The sequence below is a fragment of the Pedobacter sp. KBW06 genome (assembly GCF_003852525.1).
Taxonomy (GTDB): domain Bacteria; phylum Bacteroidota; class Bacteroidia; order Sphingobacteriales; family Sphingobacteriaceae; genus Pedobacter.
Genome location: NZ_QAJL01000001.1, coordinates 1,455,352 through 1,471,235 on the forward strand (window position 1 = coordinate 1,455,352; position 15,884 = coordinate 1,471,235).

14 protein-coding genes and 1 tRNA gene are annotated in these 15,884 nt (G+C 40.7%); 5 read left to right on the forward strand and 10 right to left on the reverse strand.

Translation table 11 applies throughout. The features are described 5' to 3' along the window. Nucleotides 1-3: 3 nt before the first annotated feature. Entirely contained in the window at nt 4-585 is a 582-nt protein-coding gene (locus DBR43_RS05715) for a helix-turn-helix domain-containing protein (RefSeq protein ID WP_124578754.1), read from the reverse strand. A gap of 382 nt (nt 586-967) precedes the next feature. On the opposite strand from DBR43_RS05715, the gene DBR43_RS05720 reads away from it, so the two are divergent. Continuing rightward, nucleotides 968-1,546 (forward strand): hypothetical protein, encoded by a 579-nt coding sequence (locus DBR43_RS05720; RefSeq protein ID WP_124578756.1) that lies wholly within the window; start codon nt 968-970, stop codon nt 1,544-1,546. Nucleotides 1,547-1,784: 238 nt separating this feature from the next. Here the strand turns inward: DBR43_RS05720 and DBR43_RS05725 are convergent. Further along, nucleotides 1,785-1,861 (reverse strand) — tRNA-His (locus DBR43_RS05725). A gap of 177 nt (nt 1,862-2,038) precedes the next feature. On the opposite strand from DBR43_RS05725, the gene rnhA reads away from it, so the two are divergent. Next, nucleotides 2,039-2,512 (forward strand): ribonuclease HI, encoded by a 474-nt coding sequence (gene rnhA, locus DBR43_RS05730; RefSeq protein WP_124578758.1) that lies wholly within the window; start codon nt 2,039-2,041, stop codon nt 2,510-2,512. Nucleotides 2,513-2,530: 18 nt separating this feature from the next. On the opposite strand, the gene fbp is transcribed toward rnhA, so the two are convergent. The 4 genes from fbp to DBR43_RS32890 form a co-directional block, all read right to left on the reverse strand. After that, nucleotides 2,531-3,586, reverse strand: a complete 1,056-nt coding sequence (gene fbp, locus DBR43_RS05735) for a class 1 fructose-bisphosphatase (protein ID WP_124578760.1) — start codon at nt 3,584-3,586, stop codon at nt 2,531-2,533. 22 nt (nt 3,587-3,608) lie between these two features. Further along, nucleotides 3,609-4,100 (reverse strand): metallophosphoesterase family protein, encoded by a 492-nt coding sequence (locus DBR43_RS05740; protein WP_124578762.1) that lies wholly within the window; start codon nt 4,098-4,100, stop codon nt 3,609-3,611. Nucleotides 4,101-4,144: 44 nt separating this feature from the next. Next, the gene (locus tag DBR43_RS05745; protein ID WP_233602883.1) at nt 4,145-4,795 is read right to left on the reverse strand and encodes a tRNA1(Val) (adenine(37)-N6)-methyltransferase; all 651 of its coding nucleotides are present in this window, start codon (nt 4,793-4,795) and stop codon (nt 4,145-4,147) included. Nucleotides 4,796-5,306: 511 nt separating this feature from the next. Continuing rightward, entirely contained in the window at nt 5,307-5,444 is a 138-nt protein-coding gene (locus tag DBR43_RS32890; protein ID WP_158622437.1) for a hypothetical protein, read from the reverse strand. Between the two features lie 262 nt (nt 5,445-5,706). Between DBR43_RS32890 and DBR43_RS05750 the strand changes: the two genes are divergently transcribed. Next, a complete protein-coding gene (locus tag DBR43_RS05750) occupies nt 5,707-7,893 on the forward strand; it encodes a glutamine synthetase III (RefSeq protein ID WP_124578766.1) in 2,187 nt (728 codons plus the stop codon). Between the two features lie 116 nt (nt 7,894-8,009). Beyond that, the gene (locus tag DBR43_RS05755) at nt 8,010-9,191 is read left to right on the forward strand and encodes an AIR synthase related protein (RefSeq protein ID WP_124578768.1); all 1,182 of its coding nucleotides are present in this window, start codon (nt 8,010-8,012) and stop codon (nt 9,189-9,191) included. Nucleotides 9,192-9,490: 299 nt separating this feature from the next. Here DBR43_RS05755 and DBR43_RS05760 read toward each other — a convergent pair whose 3' ends face one another. The 3 genes from DBR43_RS05760 to DBR43_RS05770 all read right to left on the reverse strand — a co-directional run bounded on the left by DBR43_RS05760 (nt 9,491) and on the right by DBR43_RS05770 (nt 13,625). Then, nucleotides 9,491-9,826 carry a hypothetical protein gene (locus DBR43_RS05760; RefSeq protein WP_124578771.1) on the reverse strand — a complete coding sequence of 112 codons (336 nt, stop codon included), beginning with the start codon at nt 9,824-9,826 and terminating at the stop codon, nt 9,491-9,493. A 314-nt stretch (nt 9,827-10,140) separates the two neighbouring features. Further along, complete coding sequence (locus tag DBR43_RS05765) at nt 10,141-12,339, reverse strand: S46 family peptidase (RefSeq protein ID WP_199756961.1); 2,199 nt, start codon at nt 12,337-12,339, stop codon at nt 10,141-10,143. A gap of 65 nt (nt 12,340-12,404) precedes the next feature. Continuing rightward, a complete protein-coding gene (locus DBR43_RS05770; protein WP_124578775.1) occupies nt 12,405-13,625 on the reverse strand; it encodes an MFS transporter in 1,221 nt (406 codons plus the stop codon). 96 nt (nt 13,626-13,721) lie between these two features. Here DBR43_RS05770 and DBR43_RS05775 point away from each other — a divergent pair, with 96 nt between their 5' ends. After that, nucleotides 13,722-14,594: a LysR substrate-binding domain-containing protein gene (locus tag DBR43_RS05775; protein ID WP_124578777.1), complete on the forward strand. Its 873-nt coding sequence runs from the start codon at nt 13,722-13,724 to the stop codon at nt 14,592-14,594. A gap of 158 nt (nt 14,595-14,752) precedes the next feature. On the opposite strand, the gene DBR43_RS05780 is transcribed toward DBR43_RS05775, so the two are convergent. Continuing rightward, nucleotides 14,753-15,874, reverse strand: a complete 1,122-nt coding sequence (locus DBR43_RS05780) for a metallophosphoesterase (RefSeq protein WP_124578779.1) — start codon at nt 15,872-15,874, stop codon at nt 14,753-14,755. Nucleotides 15,875-15,884: the final 10 nt, after the last annotated feature.

The following is a 15,884-nucleotide window of genomic DNA, read 5'->3' on the forward strand; positions in this document are numbered from 1 at the left end:
CAGTTAGCCGACATTTGCGGGATTTTTAATAAAAGGAATGGCAAAAGGGTATTTTGGCTGTTCATTTCCAAGTACCCTAATCAGGTTTCTTATGCAGACTAAAATACCTGTTGCATAACTTGCGATCAACAGGAAGAAACCCACAGGCATATAAAAAACAAGAACCGGAATGCTCAGACAGGCCGCTAAAGTTATGGTCAATTGAAAGTTAACCGCAGCTCTTCCATCAATGTCAAACCGGGGATGTACATCTCGTTTAACAATCCAAAGGATCAAAGGCAAAATGACATTTGTAAATGGCAATATGATTCCCAAAAGAGGCAGCGCATGATAAAGCAGTAAAAAATCGGTTTTTAATTCATTGGTCCCGGATTTCTCCGGAGCTACTCCAACAACGATGTCATTTGGTTCAACGCCGAGTACGTCTGCGATCAGTTTCAATGTCTGATGCTGAGGGATAACATCGCCCGCTTCAATACGCTGAATCGTACGGACGGTAACTCCCGATAACCCGGACAGTGTTTCCTGGGTAAACCCTTTTTCATTGCGAATACGGGAAAGGTTATTGTTCTGATTCTTCTTCATCGATTGAAGTAAATGACCTGCACAGCCAGATAACCTGTATAAAACTCAAGCGCTCAGTTATCCCTGGTTGAGATATCAGGATGTAAAGTAGTGGCTAATATATCCAAAATTTGGATGACACTTCGTTAATAAAAAGATATTTTAATCCTGGTGCTGAAGACTTTACAAATCACCCGGTTCTTTCAGACAGATTCCAAGACTTCGGCAGGGTCTGCACAGGTGGCAGAACAATCATTAGATTTGAATGATAGATTAAGGTTTGAATTACAGCATTATGTGTTACCAGATTAATCTCGAACAAAGACCAAATGTAAGGTATTTACAAGTTAGGGGTATCAGAAGGTTTCTGAACCCGTATCTTTGCAAAAATTTTTTTAATATAATGTCTGAAATTAACCAATACGCAGCACTGGAATATCTTGTAGGTGTACTGCAAAAGGCCATCATTGGCTCCAAAGTCAAACAAATCACCACTGATGAATCTGCCATTATTGATGGCAATGCATCAATAAGACTAAAATTACTGCCTGAAAACAATGGAAATCCTGCCTCAATTTTTATTAGGGACGAAAAGGAAATTCTGTATAGCGAAGAATTGTTAGAGGAAGTATACAAAACTCATGAGAGAACAGATCATCCTGCCTTGGCTCCTGCCAATATCATGATCAATGGTCTAAATATAGAGGCAGAGTTGATATTTCATGCGGTAAGAGATCAATTCTATACGCTGAGCGGCAGTTACGAATTTAAGAAGTTTATCGAGCGGAACAACCAGCAGGTAAGGTTCAGCATGACCTTTGGAGATGAGCTTACATTTGAGTTCATTATTTCTAATGAGTCAGATTTGGTAACTATTGAAGCCCTGATCGCGGAATCAGCACCAGCTGCTTTAAAAGCCGTGATCAATACAGATGTGGAAACCGTAAGCCAGGAAATCAATAAGCAATTTAAAAAAGGATAAGATTTAGGAAAAGTCAATGGACTTTAAACTAAAGAATTATTAAAAACATAAGCCCTGTTGTGAAACAGGGCTTATGTTTTATTCGGGTATGCCTGTTTGATACTGTGAGCCTATTCGACATACTTTTGATCTCGAAAAACGCTGCCTGATCTAAATTCCACCTGACTGAGAAATTCTGCCTGATCCTTGAAAAGCTTTATAAACAAAAAAAGCAGTCTTTTCAGACTGCTTTCAAAACTGGGGTGGAATATGGGGCTCGAACCCACGACCCTCGGTACCACAAACCGATGCTCTAACCAACTGAGCTAAAACCACCATGTTTTTTTCAACGTCACAAAAGTACGATTAAAAACATTTTAATCAAATAATTTTAACATTTAGGTCACACTTTTCTTTTAATTCCCTCTATTTCAGCAATTTTATTTTTCATAAAAATATTAATTGGTCTTCACAAATTGCATTTAGAGCTTAAAAACATAGATTTGTCCGTATATGATTGAAATTTTTACTGACGGAGCAGCAAGTGGAAATCCCGGACCAGGAGGTTACGGTGTTATTTTACGTTCAGGCAACCACTATAAGGAGTTGAGTGGCGGCTTCCGCATGACTACCAACAACAGAATGGAACTCCTGGCGGTTATAGAGGGCTTAAATGCTTTAAAAACACCTGGACAGACTGTGACTGTGGTTTCAGATTCTAAATACGTGGTGGACTCTGTAGAGAAGAAATGGGTATTTGGATGGGTAAAGACTGGCTTTAAAGGAAAGAAGAACAAGGACCTCTGGATTCGTTTCCTGAATGTATATAAGTTACACAGCGTAAAATTCGTATGGATCAAAGGTCATAACGCCCATCCGGAGAATGAGCGTTGCGATGTATTGGCAGTAGCCGCTGGTAAGAACCGCGCTGCACTTGCTATTGACTTTGAATTTGAAAAAGAAAGAGATAAGCCAACCTTATTATAGACTGGCTTATCTCTTTTATTATCCTGCCTGATCTAATTTTGCAGGAGCCACGGCATTTACATTCTTTTCTGCCGAAAATTCGGTCATCATGTCTTCCGCCATATTGACCATTTCTTTGGACCCTATAAAGATCGAACTGCGTTGATGCAATTCTGTAGGCTCTATATCCAGGATTCTGTTAAAACCATCTGAAGCTACACCACCGGCCTGCTCAACGATGAAAGCCATTGGATTACATTCATACAATAACCTCAACTTTCCTTTTGGAGAGCTGGCCGTAGTCGGATAGATATAGATTCCGCCTTTAATCAGATTTCTATGAATGTCACCAACCATAGAACCAATATACCTTGAGGTATAAGGTCTGTTTGTCGCTTCATCATGAACCTGTACATATTTTAAGTATTTCTTTACACCTTCCGGGAAGTGAACATAGTTACCCTCGTTTAAGGAATAGATGTTACCGCCATCGGGAATTCTCATATTTGGATGAGATAAACAAAACTCCCCTATAGAAGGATCTAAAGTAAAGCCATTCACCCCTTTTCCTGTCGTATACACCAACATGGTTGAGGAACCGTAGATCACGTAACCTGCAGCCACCTGTTGTGTACCTTTCTGTAATACATCTGCCAGGGTAGCCTCTCCTTCCACAGATTTCCTGCGATAAATGGAGAAGATCGTTCCAACTGCCACATTACAATCGATATTTGAAGAGCCATCCAGGGGATCAATACAGACAATATACTTCGCATTTTTCGACACCGGAGAGTCAATACGCACAAAATCATCCTCTTCTTCCGTCGCTACAATACAGCATTCTCCACCACTGGTAAGGGCGCTGATGAATTGAATATTCGCAAATACATCCAGTTTTTTCTGTCCTTCGCCCTGAATATTAACCGTTCCGGCATCGCCTAGAATATCCACCAAACCGGCTTTATTCACCTCTCGGTTTACGATTTTCGAGGCAATTCCTATGTCCCTCAGCAATCTGGAGAGCTCTCCTTTTGCATAGGAGAAGTCTGCTTGTTTTTCAATTATAAATTGGCCTAGTGTTTTAATGCCCGACATATTACTTAGTGTATTTTATACGTTATCTATTTCCTATTTCTATGGCCTCTAAGGTATGGATTTTTTCCTCCGAAATACAAAATCTAATTAATGTTTTCACCCGGTGCCATCCCGAATTTCCCGCTGCACCGGGATTTATATGCAAACAATTAATCTTTTTATCAAACATCACTTTTAGTATATGAGAGTGTCCTGTAATGAACAACATCGGGGGCTTAGTGTATATTTCACCCTTTATATTAGGCGCATATTTCCCCGGATATCCGCCGATATGGGTCATCCAGACATCGACCTTTTCGCAGTTAAAACGCAGGTGTTCGGGGAATTCTGAACGGATTTCTTTTCCATCAATATTCCCGTAAACCCCTTTAAGTGGTTTAAAGGCAGCTAAGCGATCTGCAACGTCGGGTCCGAAGTCGCCCGCATGCCATATTTCATCACATTCATCAAAGTGTTTAAAAACCGCATCGTCAAGAAAACCGTGCGTATCGGAAATGAGTCCTATTTTTTTCAAAGTATAGCTTTTTTGTTGGTTAGACAAAGCTATGGATATTGAGATCAGAAGGCAAGAAAGAAATCTTTTAACAGCAAGCGGTAAGCATTTGTATACACTCCCTTCGACTCATAGATGTAAAAAGTTTCTCTTTCGGTTATCTCTTTTAGTGCAGAAAGACAAATGATCTGACGGATAACCGGCTTGCTCTGGTCGGAACAAATGTCAATCTGTTTGAGAAGCGACAGGTTAAAAGCAGCTGCACTTTGCACCAGCAATTCCGCCTGCTTAACGGGTAAAATCACCCAGAAAAAACCTTCCTCGGTTAGTATCTCAGAAACCTTAGTTAGCAAGGATTCAAAAAACTGTGCATCCGCATGCCTTGCAATGCCCTTTCTCAGTTCGGGGTTTTTGAGATCGTTCACAAAATATGGAGGGTTGGAAACAATCAGGTCGTACTTTCGCTCGGTGACGTAATCTTCTATAGCACCGAAATGAGCCCTGGTACGTTCAGAAAAGCTGGATCTTGCAAAATTTCCTATCGCGGCATTTGCAGCGGATTCGTCAATTTCCACCGCATCTACATTGGCATCAGGAAATCGTTGCGCCAACATTAAGGCAATCACTCCGGTACCTGTACCGATATCGAGTACAAAACGCGGATTGGCATGCCACACAACCGCAGCCAGCAATACACCGTCCGTATTGATTTTCATCGCACACCCAGATTGGTCTACCTCAAATTTTTTAAACCTAAAAACACTCCCCATGATGGTATCCGAAGTTTTGTATACTATATATAATATATAGCCTGTTGTCTATGGAACGGGGACAAAGGTAAAAAACAACCATCAGGATCTTAGTTCGGGGAGGAAATAAAATTCCTGATGGTCATTAAAGATATAGCAGGCTCCGCGTTACCAACGCCGGAAATTTAGTCCTGCTATGATAAAGAATGTGTTCATGAGGTCTGGGATCTCCCATCACGCTCAGATCAGCATTCACAATTGCCCGAAAAGGTGCTACACCACCCAGACAGGCAAACATCCATATCAATATGATTAGGGGTCACATCAAAAAGGGTTGTTTCTCTTTCCTTTCGCAATACTAAGATCACGATGTTTTCATTAATTACCGACCTCCCTTTATTATCCGTCGGGATCGCGCTTGTATTTGTATGAGTTGTCTTATTATTTGTTTTTTACATTATATATAAGGAATACGGCATTATTGCAGCATGGTAAAAGAGATCGGAATTCCGGAAGGTTCTGACCTTAATATATATGCCCCATAACTTTCGTTTCTCTTTTCAAACACAACATCAAGCCAATCAGACTGGTATAGATCAAAAGAAGAATTCATCATGACTTAAGAGGTTAATTCAATGACATGATGTAAAGATTACTCACATTCCATAAGCAGAAGGCAGATAATCTCAAAATATTCAAAAAACAGCAAAAACATCAAACAAGCTGCAGAATAAGCCTATTTTTCAAAACCCTTCCCATAAAATATCCAAAAACATCAAATATTTCTTTGATTATTTCCTGACATTCGTATTTTTACAAACAATTCACAGAAAATACCAAACAAAAATTATATTTTTGATCAAATTTTAAACAAATAAATGAAAAGCTTAAGAACAATTGCATTAAAAGAGGCGCAATCAAGAATTTCACCGGAAGTAAAGTCTCCTTCGACTAAGATTTCTGAGTTTTTTGGCGTTAATGTTTTCGATAAGAAAAAAATGAAAGATTTCTTATCAAAAGAGGTGTTTGAGAAATTGATTTCGTCCATTGACCAGGGCGAGTTAATTAACCATGAGGATGCCAATCACATCGCTACAGCAATGAAAAGCTGGGCAATGGCGAAAGGTGCGACACATTATACTCACTGGTTTCAGCCACTAACAGGATCTACTGCCGAAAAACATGACGCTTTCTTTGAGCCAAGTAAAGATGGTGCAATTGAAGTATTCGCAGGAAGTGCATTGGTTCAGCAAGAGCCGGATGCATCCAGCTTCCCTAACGGAGGAATCCGTAATACTTTCGAGGCCCGTGGATATACTGCATGGGATCCTTCTTCTCCAGCTTTCATTATGGAAAGCAAAGCCGGTAAAACGCTTTGTATTCCTACCGTATTTGTTGCCTATACCGGTGAAGCTTTAGATTACAAAGCACCACTATTAAAAGCGCTTTCTGCTTTAGATAAAGCAGCAGTTGATGTTTGTCAGTATTTCGATAAAAGCATCACTAAAGTAAACGCATCTTTAGGTATTGAGCAGGAATATTTCCTGGTTGACCTTGCATTATACAATGCACGTCCGGATCTTGCCTTAACAGGTCGTGCGCTATTTGGACACATGTCTGCAAAAGGACAACAATTAGAAGATCATTATTTCGGATCAATTCCTGAGCGTGTATTTACTTATATGGTTGATTTTGAAAACGAAGCCCTGAAATTAGGTATTCCTTTGAAAACACGCCACAATGAGGTAGCTCCATCTCAGTTTGAATGTGCTCCGATCTACGAAGAAATCAACCTTGCGATTGACCACAATCAGTTGTTGATGGACTTAATGGAAAAAGTTGCCTTAAGACATAACTTCAAAGTTTTATTACATGAGAAACCATATGCAGGTATCAACGGATCAGGTAAACACAACAACTGGTCATTGATCACCGATACTGGTAAAAACTTATTATCACCAGGAAAAACACCTAAAAACAACCTGATGTTTTTAACGTTCTTCGTAAATACCATCAAAGCAGTTCACGAACACGCAGATTTACTAAGAGCAAGTATCGCTTCAGTAAGTAATGATCACCGTCTGGGCGCTAACGAAGCACCACCGGCAATCATTTCCATCTTCCTGGGTTCACAACTTGCGGATGTATTAGATGAGATCGAATCTTCACGCAGCATCATCAAAAAAGTGAAAAGCGAAGATTCATTATGGTTAGGTATTCCTAAGATCCCACAGATCTCTTTCGACACCACCGACCGTAACCGTACTTCTCCGTTTGCTTTCACAGGAAACAAATTTGAGCTTAGAGCCGTAGGTTCTTCTGAAAACTCTTCTGCTCCAATGACGGTTTTAAATGCAATCGTTGCTGATCAGCTGACTAAATTCAAAGTTGAAGTAGATAAACTGATCAAAAAAGGAGAGAAAAAAGATGTGGCTTTATTAACCATCATCAAAAAATACCTTAAAGAATCTAAAGACATCCGTTTCGAAGGAAATGGTTACAGTCAGGAGTGGGAAGAAGAAGCTGCAAGACGTGGTCTTTCAAACATCAAAACTACACCTAAAGCTTTAGATGCTTACCTGACAGAAAAAACAGCTGAGCTATTCACGAATACCAATGTATTCAGCACACGTGAGTTACATGCACGTCATGAGATCTTACTGGAAAGCTATTTCAAAAAACTTCAGATCGAAGCAAGGGTAATTGGTGAGGTAGCAAACAGCATGATCATTCCTGCAACAATTGCTTACCAAAACACTTTAATCGAGAATGCAAGAGGATTGAAAGACCTTGGCCTGGGTAAAGATGCTTTGGAGACTCCATTAGCGATCATTAACAAAGTTTCAGAGCATTTGGGAATCCTTAAAACCAATATCGACAAGATGCTGGAAGAACGTAAGAAAACCAATGCAATCGAAGACTCACGCGATAAAGCAATCGGTTATGATGAGAATGTTAAATCTTACTTTGACACCATCCGTTATCATACAGATAAGTTAGAACAAATTGTGGATGACAGCGTTTGGCCTCTGCCTAAGTTCAGAGAATTGTTGTTTTTAAAATAAACCAAACCTCCATAAACCAACTATTTTAGTTTTGTAACCCTTCAATTAATTTTGAAGGGTTATTTTTTTACGGTTAAGGCTTTAACATTCGGGCGTTTCCCTATCTTTGCAGCAACATGAGTGATAACAGGTACAACCAACGTGGCGTTTCTGCGTCAAAAGAAGATGTGCACCAAGCCATCAAGAATATAGATAAAGGTATTTTTCCGCAAGCCTTCTGTAAAATCATCCCCGATATACTGGGAAATGATGAAGCATTTTGCAACATTATGCATGCAGACGGAGCAGGCACAAAATCATCTCTGGCCTATGTTTACTGGAAAGAAACAGGCGACCTTTCTGTATGGAAAGGAATTGCTCAGGATGCCATCATTATGAATATTGATGACCTCATCTGTGTAGGTGCAACAGACCAGATCCTTTTATCCTCTACTATTGGCCGCAACAAGAACCTGATTCCGGGAGAAGTGATCGCAGCAATTATCAATGGTACAGAAGAAATCCTGGCAGAATTAAGGGCAATGGGCATCTCCATTTACTCTACCGGTGGTGAAACGGCTGATGTTGGCGACCTTGTTCGTACCATCATTGTCGACTCTACGGTAACCTGCAGAATTGAAAGAGACAAAATCATCAGCAATGATAAAATTCAGGCAGGCGATGTCATCGTAGGACTTTCTTCTTACGGACAGGCCAGCTATGAAACGGAATACAATGGCGGAATGGGTTCCAATGGACTAACCTCTGCCAGACATGATGTTTTCGAAAAATCTATCGCGAATAACTATCCTGAAAGTTTTGATCCATCCGTTCCTTTTGACCTGGTATTTTCAGGAGGCAAAAAACTAACTGATCTTGTTAAGATTGATGAAGAGACGGAAATTACAGCAGGGAAGTTAGTACTTTCCCCTACCCGTACCTATGCTCCTGTTATTAAAAAAGTATTGGAAGCACACAGAGATCAGATTCATGGTATTGTACATTGCAGTGGTGGTGCTCAGACTAAGGTCCTTCACTTTGTAAATGATGATGTGCATGTGATTAAAGATAATCTATTTCCTATTCCTCCGTTGTTCCAGTTGATTCAGGAGCAGTCTGGCACAGATTGGAAAGAAATGTATAAGGTATTTAATATGGGTCATAGAATGGAGTTATATGTCCCTGAAGCTATTGCACAGGAGATTATAGCTATATCTGAAAGCTTTAATATTGAGGCACAGATCATTGGCCGTGTGGAATCGTCTGCACAGAAACAAGTAACGATTGAAAGCGAAAAAGGTACGTTTATATATAATTAAGTAACCTGTTTACTAAAGGAACCGGCAGTATTTTTTAATTGCCGGTTTTTTTTATGGTTTTTTGGGGTTCCCTCTCGTTAAATTTTGCTGTTAAAAAAGAAGCATTACTCTTCAAAGGCTGAAAACCTTGCGCTGAAGGGCGCAAAGCCTTCTATGCCTTTTCTGAGAACGCATTCTTTTTTATAATAATATTGCTCATTCCCACCATGCTTTATAAGCAGGATGCCGATACTCGCTAAACAAAAAAGGATCAAGCGTTATGCTCAATCCTTTTTCTGTTTATAGTCATCTGGCTTTAGTTACTCCAGTTTCAATATGGCACCATTGTCTATTTTTTTCAGTTCGGTTGCACTTAAGATTTCAAATTTATAAGTGTTTTTATCTTCTTGAACAACCAGAGAAGAACCGTCGATTTTATAAGTCCCCTGACGCATGATATCACCACCAGTCAAAATTCCCGCCTTTCCATCCGGACGAAGGTTTAGAATAAATTTATTACCCATCATTGGATTATCAGGTGGCTTAACGTTAGTCTCCACAAAGGTCTTGTCGACATCAACCTTTAACAATTCCTGTTTACATGCAGTCACTCCGATGCAAAATAGCAACAGCAGTGATAAATAGATCTTTTTCATAAGTAGATAGATTAGTCTTTCTACCTAAGTTAAACAATTACAGACAGAGCGCAAAACAAAGCAGGCTTAATACAAAACAATCCCAATCCATAACCTTGAACAGCGCATAAAAAAAATGCCTCCTATTGGAGGCATTGATTATTTAACATTCAGTAAGACTCAAGTAATCTAAAAGTCTGCAATAGAACCCTGCAAACCCTTAATTTGGAGGAGAATTTTCCTTTTCCCCAAAAAAATTGTTCCTCTTTGAAGGCCTTAGGAGATTTGCCCTTCAGCAAAGATCCGAGCCTGAAAAGAGGAATAATTTTTTACTTTTACTTCTTAGCAGCAGCTTTCTTAGGAGCTACTCCATCTTTTCTGATATCCAATTCGTCGATAATATTTTTCGCACCACCCAGTACATCAATACACCACAATACATAGCGTACATCCACACAGATCGTTCTTTTAAATTTCTTATCAAAAGCGATATCACCGCTCATTGCTTCCCAGTTACCATCGAAAGCAAGACCGATCAGTTCACCGTTACCATTGATCACAGGAGAACCGGAGTTACCACCAGTAATGTCATTATTGGTAATGAATCCTACGGTTAAAGTACCATCGTTACCATATTGTCCGAAGTTCTTTTTATTGTAGTTTTCGATCAGGTTTGCAGGAAGGTCAAACTCACTGTCGCCGGGAACATATTTCTGCATGATTCCTTCGATTGTGGTCGTTGTTTTATACGACATACCATCTTTTGGAGAGTAGTCCTGTACATTTCCGTACGACAACCTCATGGTAGAGTTTGCGTCAGGATACATGATTTTCCCTGCATTTTTCTCCAGGATTGCTTTCAGGTAAAGGTTATCCAGTTCTGCTTTTTTAGTTTCAAAATCAGCCACTAAAGAACCGAAGTTTGCTTTTACATAATCTGCAGGAAGCAGGTTTACGGCATATTTATATCCCGGATCTGCTGTGATCGCATCAAGACTTGGGTTTGAAGCGATAAATTTCTTCAGTTTCTCAGGTTTGATGAAATTACTATTTTCCCACAGGTAATCTGCGTACTTCTCGAAAGTTGTTTCCGGGTTTCCTGTCCAGTATTTCTCTGCGATTTCTGCGAAGAATTTAGGTTGTGATTTTACAGGAACATCATTGTAGAAAGAAGCAAGGATCTTAGCAAAGATCTTTTTATCGGCAGCTTCCACATAGGTTTCTTCATAACCAGCGATGGTGGTGTTGATTCCTGACTTTACTTTTTCAGCAAAGGCAGCGTCTCCCTTTTTCTGATCCATGGCAGACCATGCGCGACCGATACCAATTGCAGTTGGCACCCATCCTGAAGCCATAAAGCCTTCATTGATGTAAGTACGTTGTACAGAGATCGGGTCGATGTCTTTATAGATCTGAGCATATTGGTCCATCAGGCCGGCAAATTCAGTTTTCTGAGCTGCCCATTCGGTAAATGCTTTTTCTTCTTTTCTTTTGGAGTCAGCAACTTTTAGTCTTTTCAACTGCTCTGTCTGACCAATAAAGTATTTCCAGTAATTCGCGATGTTTGCATACTGTGAAGACAATTTAAGACGGGTATCTACGCTTTTATCCATTTCCTGTTTCCAGGCTTTCAGGCGGATATCACGCAGCTTAACGATCGTAGGACTTACTTTTTCAGTAGCCAGATCTACACCATAAGAAGTCAGGTATCTGTCTGTACGTCCAGGGTAACCATAAACGATAGAGAAGTCACCATTTTTCACTCCTTTGATCGACACCGGAAGGTATTTTTTAGGTGCATAAGGAACGTTTTCAGTGCTGTATTTTACCGGTTTATTGTCTTTACCCGCATATACTCTGAACACAGAGAAGTCGCCGGTTTGACGAGGCCATTCCCAGTTGTCTGTATCGCCACCAAATTTACCAATGTTTTGAGGAGGTGCTCCTACCAAACGAACATCATCAAAGCGTTCGTAAACAAACAGGATAAACTGGTTTGATTTATAAAAATCTTTCACGTTTGCTTCAATTGTTGGGCCGGTTACCGCAGCTTTAGCGATTGCAGTAAATGCTTCGGTCATTTTTGAAGCTTTCTCTGCACCTTTCAGTCCTTTGGTTGCAGCTTCTACTTTATCCGTTACATCTTCCATTTTCAGCAGGAAACGTACAAATAAGCCGTCAATAGGTTTTTCTTCACCATAGTTCTTTGCGTAGAACCCATTGTCAAGAATGTTGTTTTGAGCGGTAGAGTTAGAGGCAATGGCATCATATCCACAGTGGTGATTGGTAAAGATCAGTCCTTTATCAGAAACGATCTCACCGGTACAGAAACCACCGAAATGAACGATGGCATCTTTCAGACTGGAACCATTTGCATTGTACAGGTCTTTTGCGGTTAGCTTAAAGCCTTGTTTCTTCATTTGCTCATAGTTCTTTCCTATCAGCATCGGGAGCCACATCCCTTCATCTGCTTTAGCTGTATTCGCAAAGGAGAACACCAATGCACACAGCAACAGATAAACTGTTTTTTTCATAATATAAATAAATTAGTTAGTGTTCCCCCAAAGTTAAGTAATTGGGATCAGTAATAGGGCAGGATTTACAGGCTAACCGTCTTTCTTTGGGAATATTTGCTCCTGTAAATGATAAATGCGATTGTCGCCGTAATACCGATCGTTCCTTCGATAAAGATTGCAGGTCTGGGGCCAATCAGGTTTGCTGCCCAACCGATCAGCAGGCTTCCGATCGGGATAATACCCTGGTATGCCATCACATAATAGCTGATTGCCCTGCCACGCATCTCCGGAATGGAATGTGTCTGTATATAAGTATTGATTGCCGAAGTCTGTGCCATCATCCCTACCCCAGCCAGCGTCATGAAGAACAAAGCGAATGGCAGCTGAGGGGCATAGGCCAGAAACAGCAGGCTTCCACCCAGGATTACTCCTGCGATGGCCACCATTTTGATCAGGCCGTTGCTGTTTTTAAGGTTGGCCAGATAGATGGCACTCAGAATAGAGCCCAGTCCTGCCGCGCTTTCAAACCAGCTAAAAGTCCTGGCATCGCCATTAAAAATATCTTTTGCGAACATCGGCATCAAGGTATTGAAAGGCATGACGAACAGACTGCTCATGCCCAGTACAAGGATCATACTGCTGAGGTCTTTATCTCCGGATACATATTTAAACCCTTCTTCGAGCTCTGCCCAGATGCTTTTCTCAGATTTATGGATCACAGTAACCTCGAGTTTCATCATAAACAAACAGATCAGTACAGGAATATAGCTCAGGAAGTTTCCTATGAAACAGAAATCCGTACCGAAAGCACTCAGGATAATTCCAGCTACTGCTGGTCCGGCGATGCGGGCAAAGTTCACCATTGTAGAATTTAGTGCGATGGCGTTTGGAAGGTCTTCCTTATCATCCACCATTTCCACCATCAGCGATTGGCGGCAGGTCATGTCAAAGGCATTGATGATTCCCTGGATCAGGCTCAGCAGGATGATTAACAATATATTATGGTAGCCAAAAAAGATGATCCCTGCCAATGCCCCTGCCTGCATCATCGAGGCAATCTGAGTAATCACCAGGATGCGGTAGCGGTTATGTCGGTCTACCAGGCTTCCTGCATAAGGAGAAAGCAATAAGGAAGGGATCAGGCTCACGAAGCCCACTACGCCTAACAACAATGCAGATCCTGTAAGCTGATACACCAGCCAGCTCACCGCCGTCTTCTGCATCCATGTTCCAATCAGGGAAATGGATTGCCCGTAAAAAAACAGTTTGAAGTTGCGGGATTTGAGGGATCTGAATAATGCCATAGGATTTATTGATGTGATGGCTCAAATTTCGGCATTAACTATATATTTGTAAAATTGATAGTTTTAATGATATTGATTAGTTTAAACGATTGATTTATGGAATTTAGGCAACTGAATTATTTCATTAAGGCAGCAGAGCTGCTTCATTTCACCGATGCTGCAGCCGCATGCTTTGTCACACAGTCGACTTTATCGCAGCAGATCAAACAGCTGGAAGAAGAACTCGGGATGCCCCTCTTCGACCGGATTGGCAAGCATGTCCAGCTGAGTGAAGCTGGAAAACTGTTTTTAAACCATGCCAGAGAGATCCTGCTGGAAGTTAAAAAGTCAAAGCAAGCCATATTTGAATTAAACAACCTGTTGAACGGCGAACTCAGGATTGGGGTTACTTACGCTTTCAGCTCCCTGTTGCTCCCCTTCCTCACCCCTTTTTCCAGGAAATATCCAGGTATCAAGCTCCATATAGAATCCGGTATTGCCGGCGAGCTGGAGGTCAGGCTAAAAAATGCAGACCTGGACTTCATCCTTGCTTTTCATGAACAATCCGACAATGAAGGATTAGACATGCAGTTGTTGTTTACCTCAAGAATTAAGATGGTCACCTCTAAGGATAATCCCATGGCAAAGCTTGACAAAATATCTTTAAAGGAGCTCGGACAAACGGAGATGGTATTGGCCAACAAAGGATTTAGCTCCAGAGATATGCTCGATCAGATCTTTAAAAAGAACAACATCGTGCCCAATATCAAAATCGAGATGAACGACACCCATTCCTTATTGTCGCTGGTAGATACCGGCAGTTGGGTAACCATCATCAGCGAGAAAGCCATTAGCGGCTGGAAAAACCTTGTCGCCATTCCAATCATCGGAAAGGAGCTGCATAAAGAGGCATTCATCATGTGGCAGAAGGGGGCATTTAGAAAAAAATCAGCAACTCTTTTTGTAGAAGAGCTGCTGAAGATTATGTAGGAGAACGTATTGATCCGGTTTTCCTTTCATTTGTTACATTAAAAATAAGGTTATTATTTCTGTAATACAATAATTAAATCAATAATTAACGCAAAAAAAGCTGCCCAAAAGATTTTTCTTCTTTTGGGCAGCTTTTTTATAATCGTCAAATCGACTATTTATTCCTTCGGTAATGGCTGTTTATTTCCACTGGTATTGATCTTATACCAGGTTTTATTTTCAAACAACGCGCCTTCATGTTTACCATTATGCTGGTCGACATCTATTCCCAGAACTTTTCCTTTATAATAAAAACCTACATTGGATTCAGTAATGGTATGGCCAACGATAATCGTTTTCACCTTATACAGTGCGAGTGTTTGATCCACTTCAGCTTCCGTAGCTTTTGGTTCTACAAAATATCCCCGGTACCAGAATAAGGAAGAACGCGTGCCGTCAAAGAATGTTCTGACTAAGGTATCTGTAAAAAGCTTTTTATCTTTTGCTTTGTCATAATATGGCCGGCATCTGGTATTGATCTCCTGAAGTCCCATTGCCAGGGTATTGATCACCGGGGCAACTCCCGCATGCATACAAAGGTTATCGCCAATCTTTTCGATCAGGTTTTTACTCCTTAACCAGCGTCCAAGCTCGGTATCCGGACCATATAATACTTTATAATCCAGGCCCATCAGCTTTGCATTTTCAAAATATTTCGGCTTCACATAACGCAGGTCGCCACTCAGGTTCATGATGTCATGGTTTCCGAGAATCGTATGCAGGTATCCTCCCTTTGCTTTCGCATCCTGCTCCAGCTTATAGAGCAGCCAGATCGTTGCCGATACTTCCTGACCACGGTCGAACAGGTCACCGCAGATCACGAGATGTCCTTTACCAAAAATCCAGTTGTACTGTTCATCAATGACTTTATTGGCCAGCAACAGCTTTCTGAAAGCTTCAAACTCCCCTTCAATATCCGAAAGTGCCAGTAATTTATCCGGTTGCTTAAATTCTGAAGGTTCATTTTTAAGCTCAGTCTGCATTTTTACAGAGAAATCCCATTCGGGATGATCCGAAAACTGCACTTTCAAGGGAACAGCGGATTTCTCTTTAAGTGTAAAGGTCTCGACCTTTACACTTCGTACACTATCTTTTGATACAATATTCCTGACGACGATCTGATCCTTCTGATACGACACATAAGGTCCGTCATTTTCATTTCTTTTCTTTTCTTCCTTAGGATCAGCCTGAAATACAAGGCCATTGATCAGAAGGGGCAATACCATCGTCAGTAGTTTCATATCTTATTTG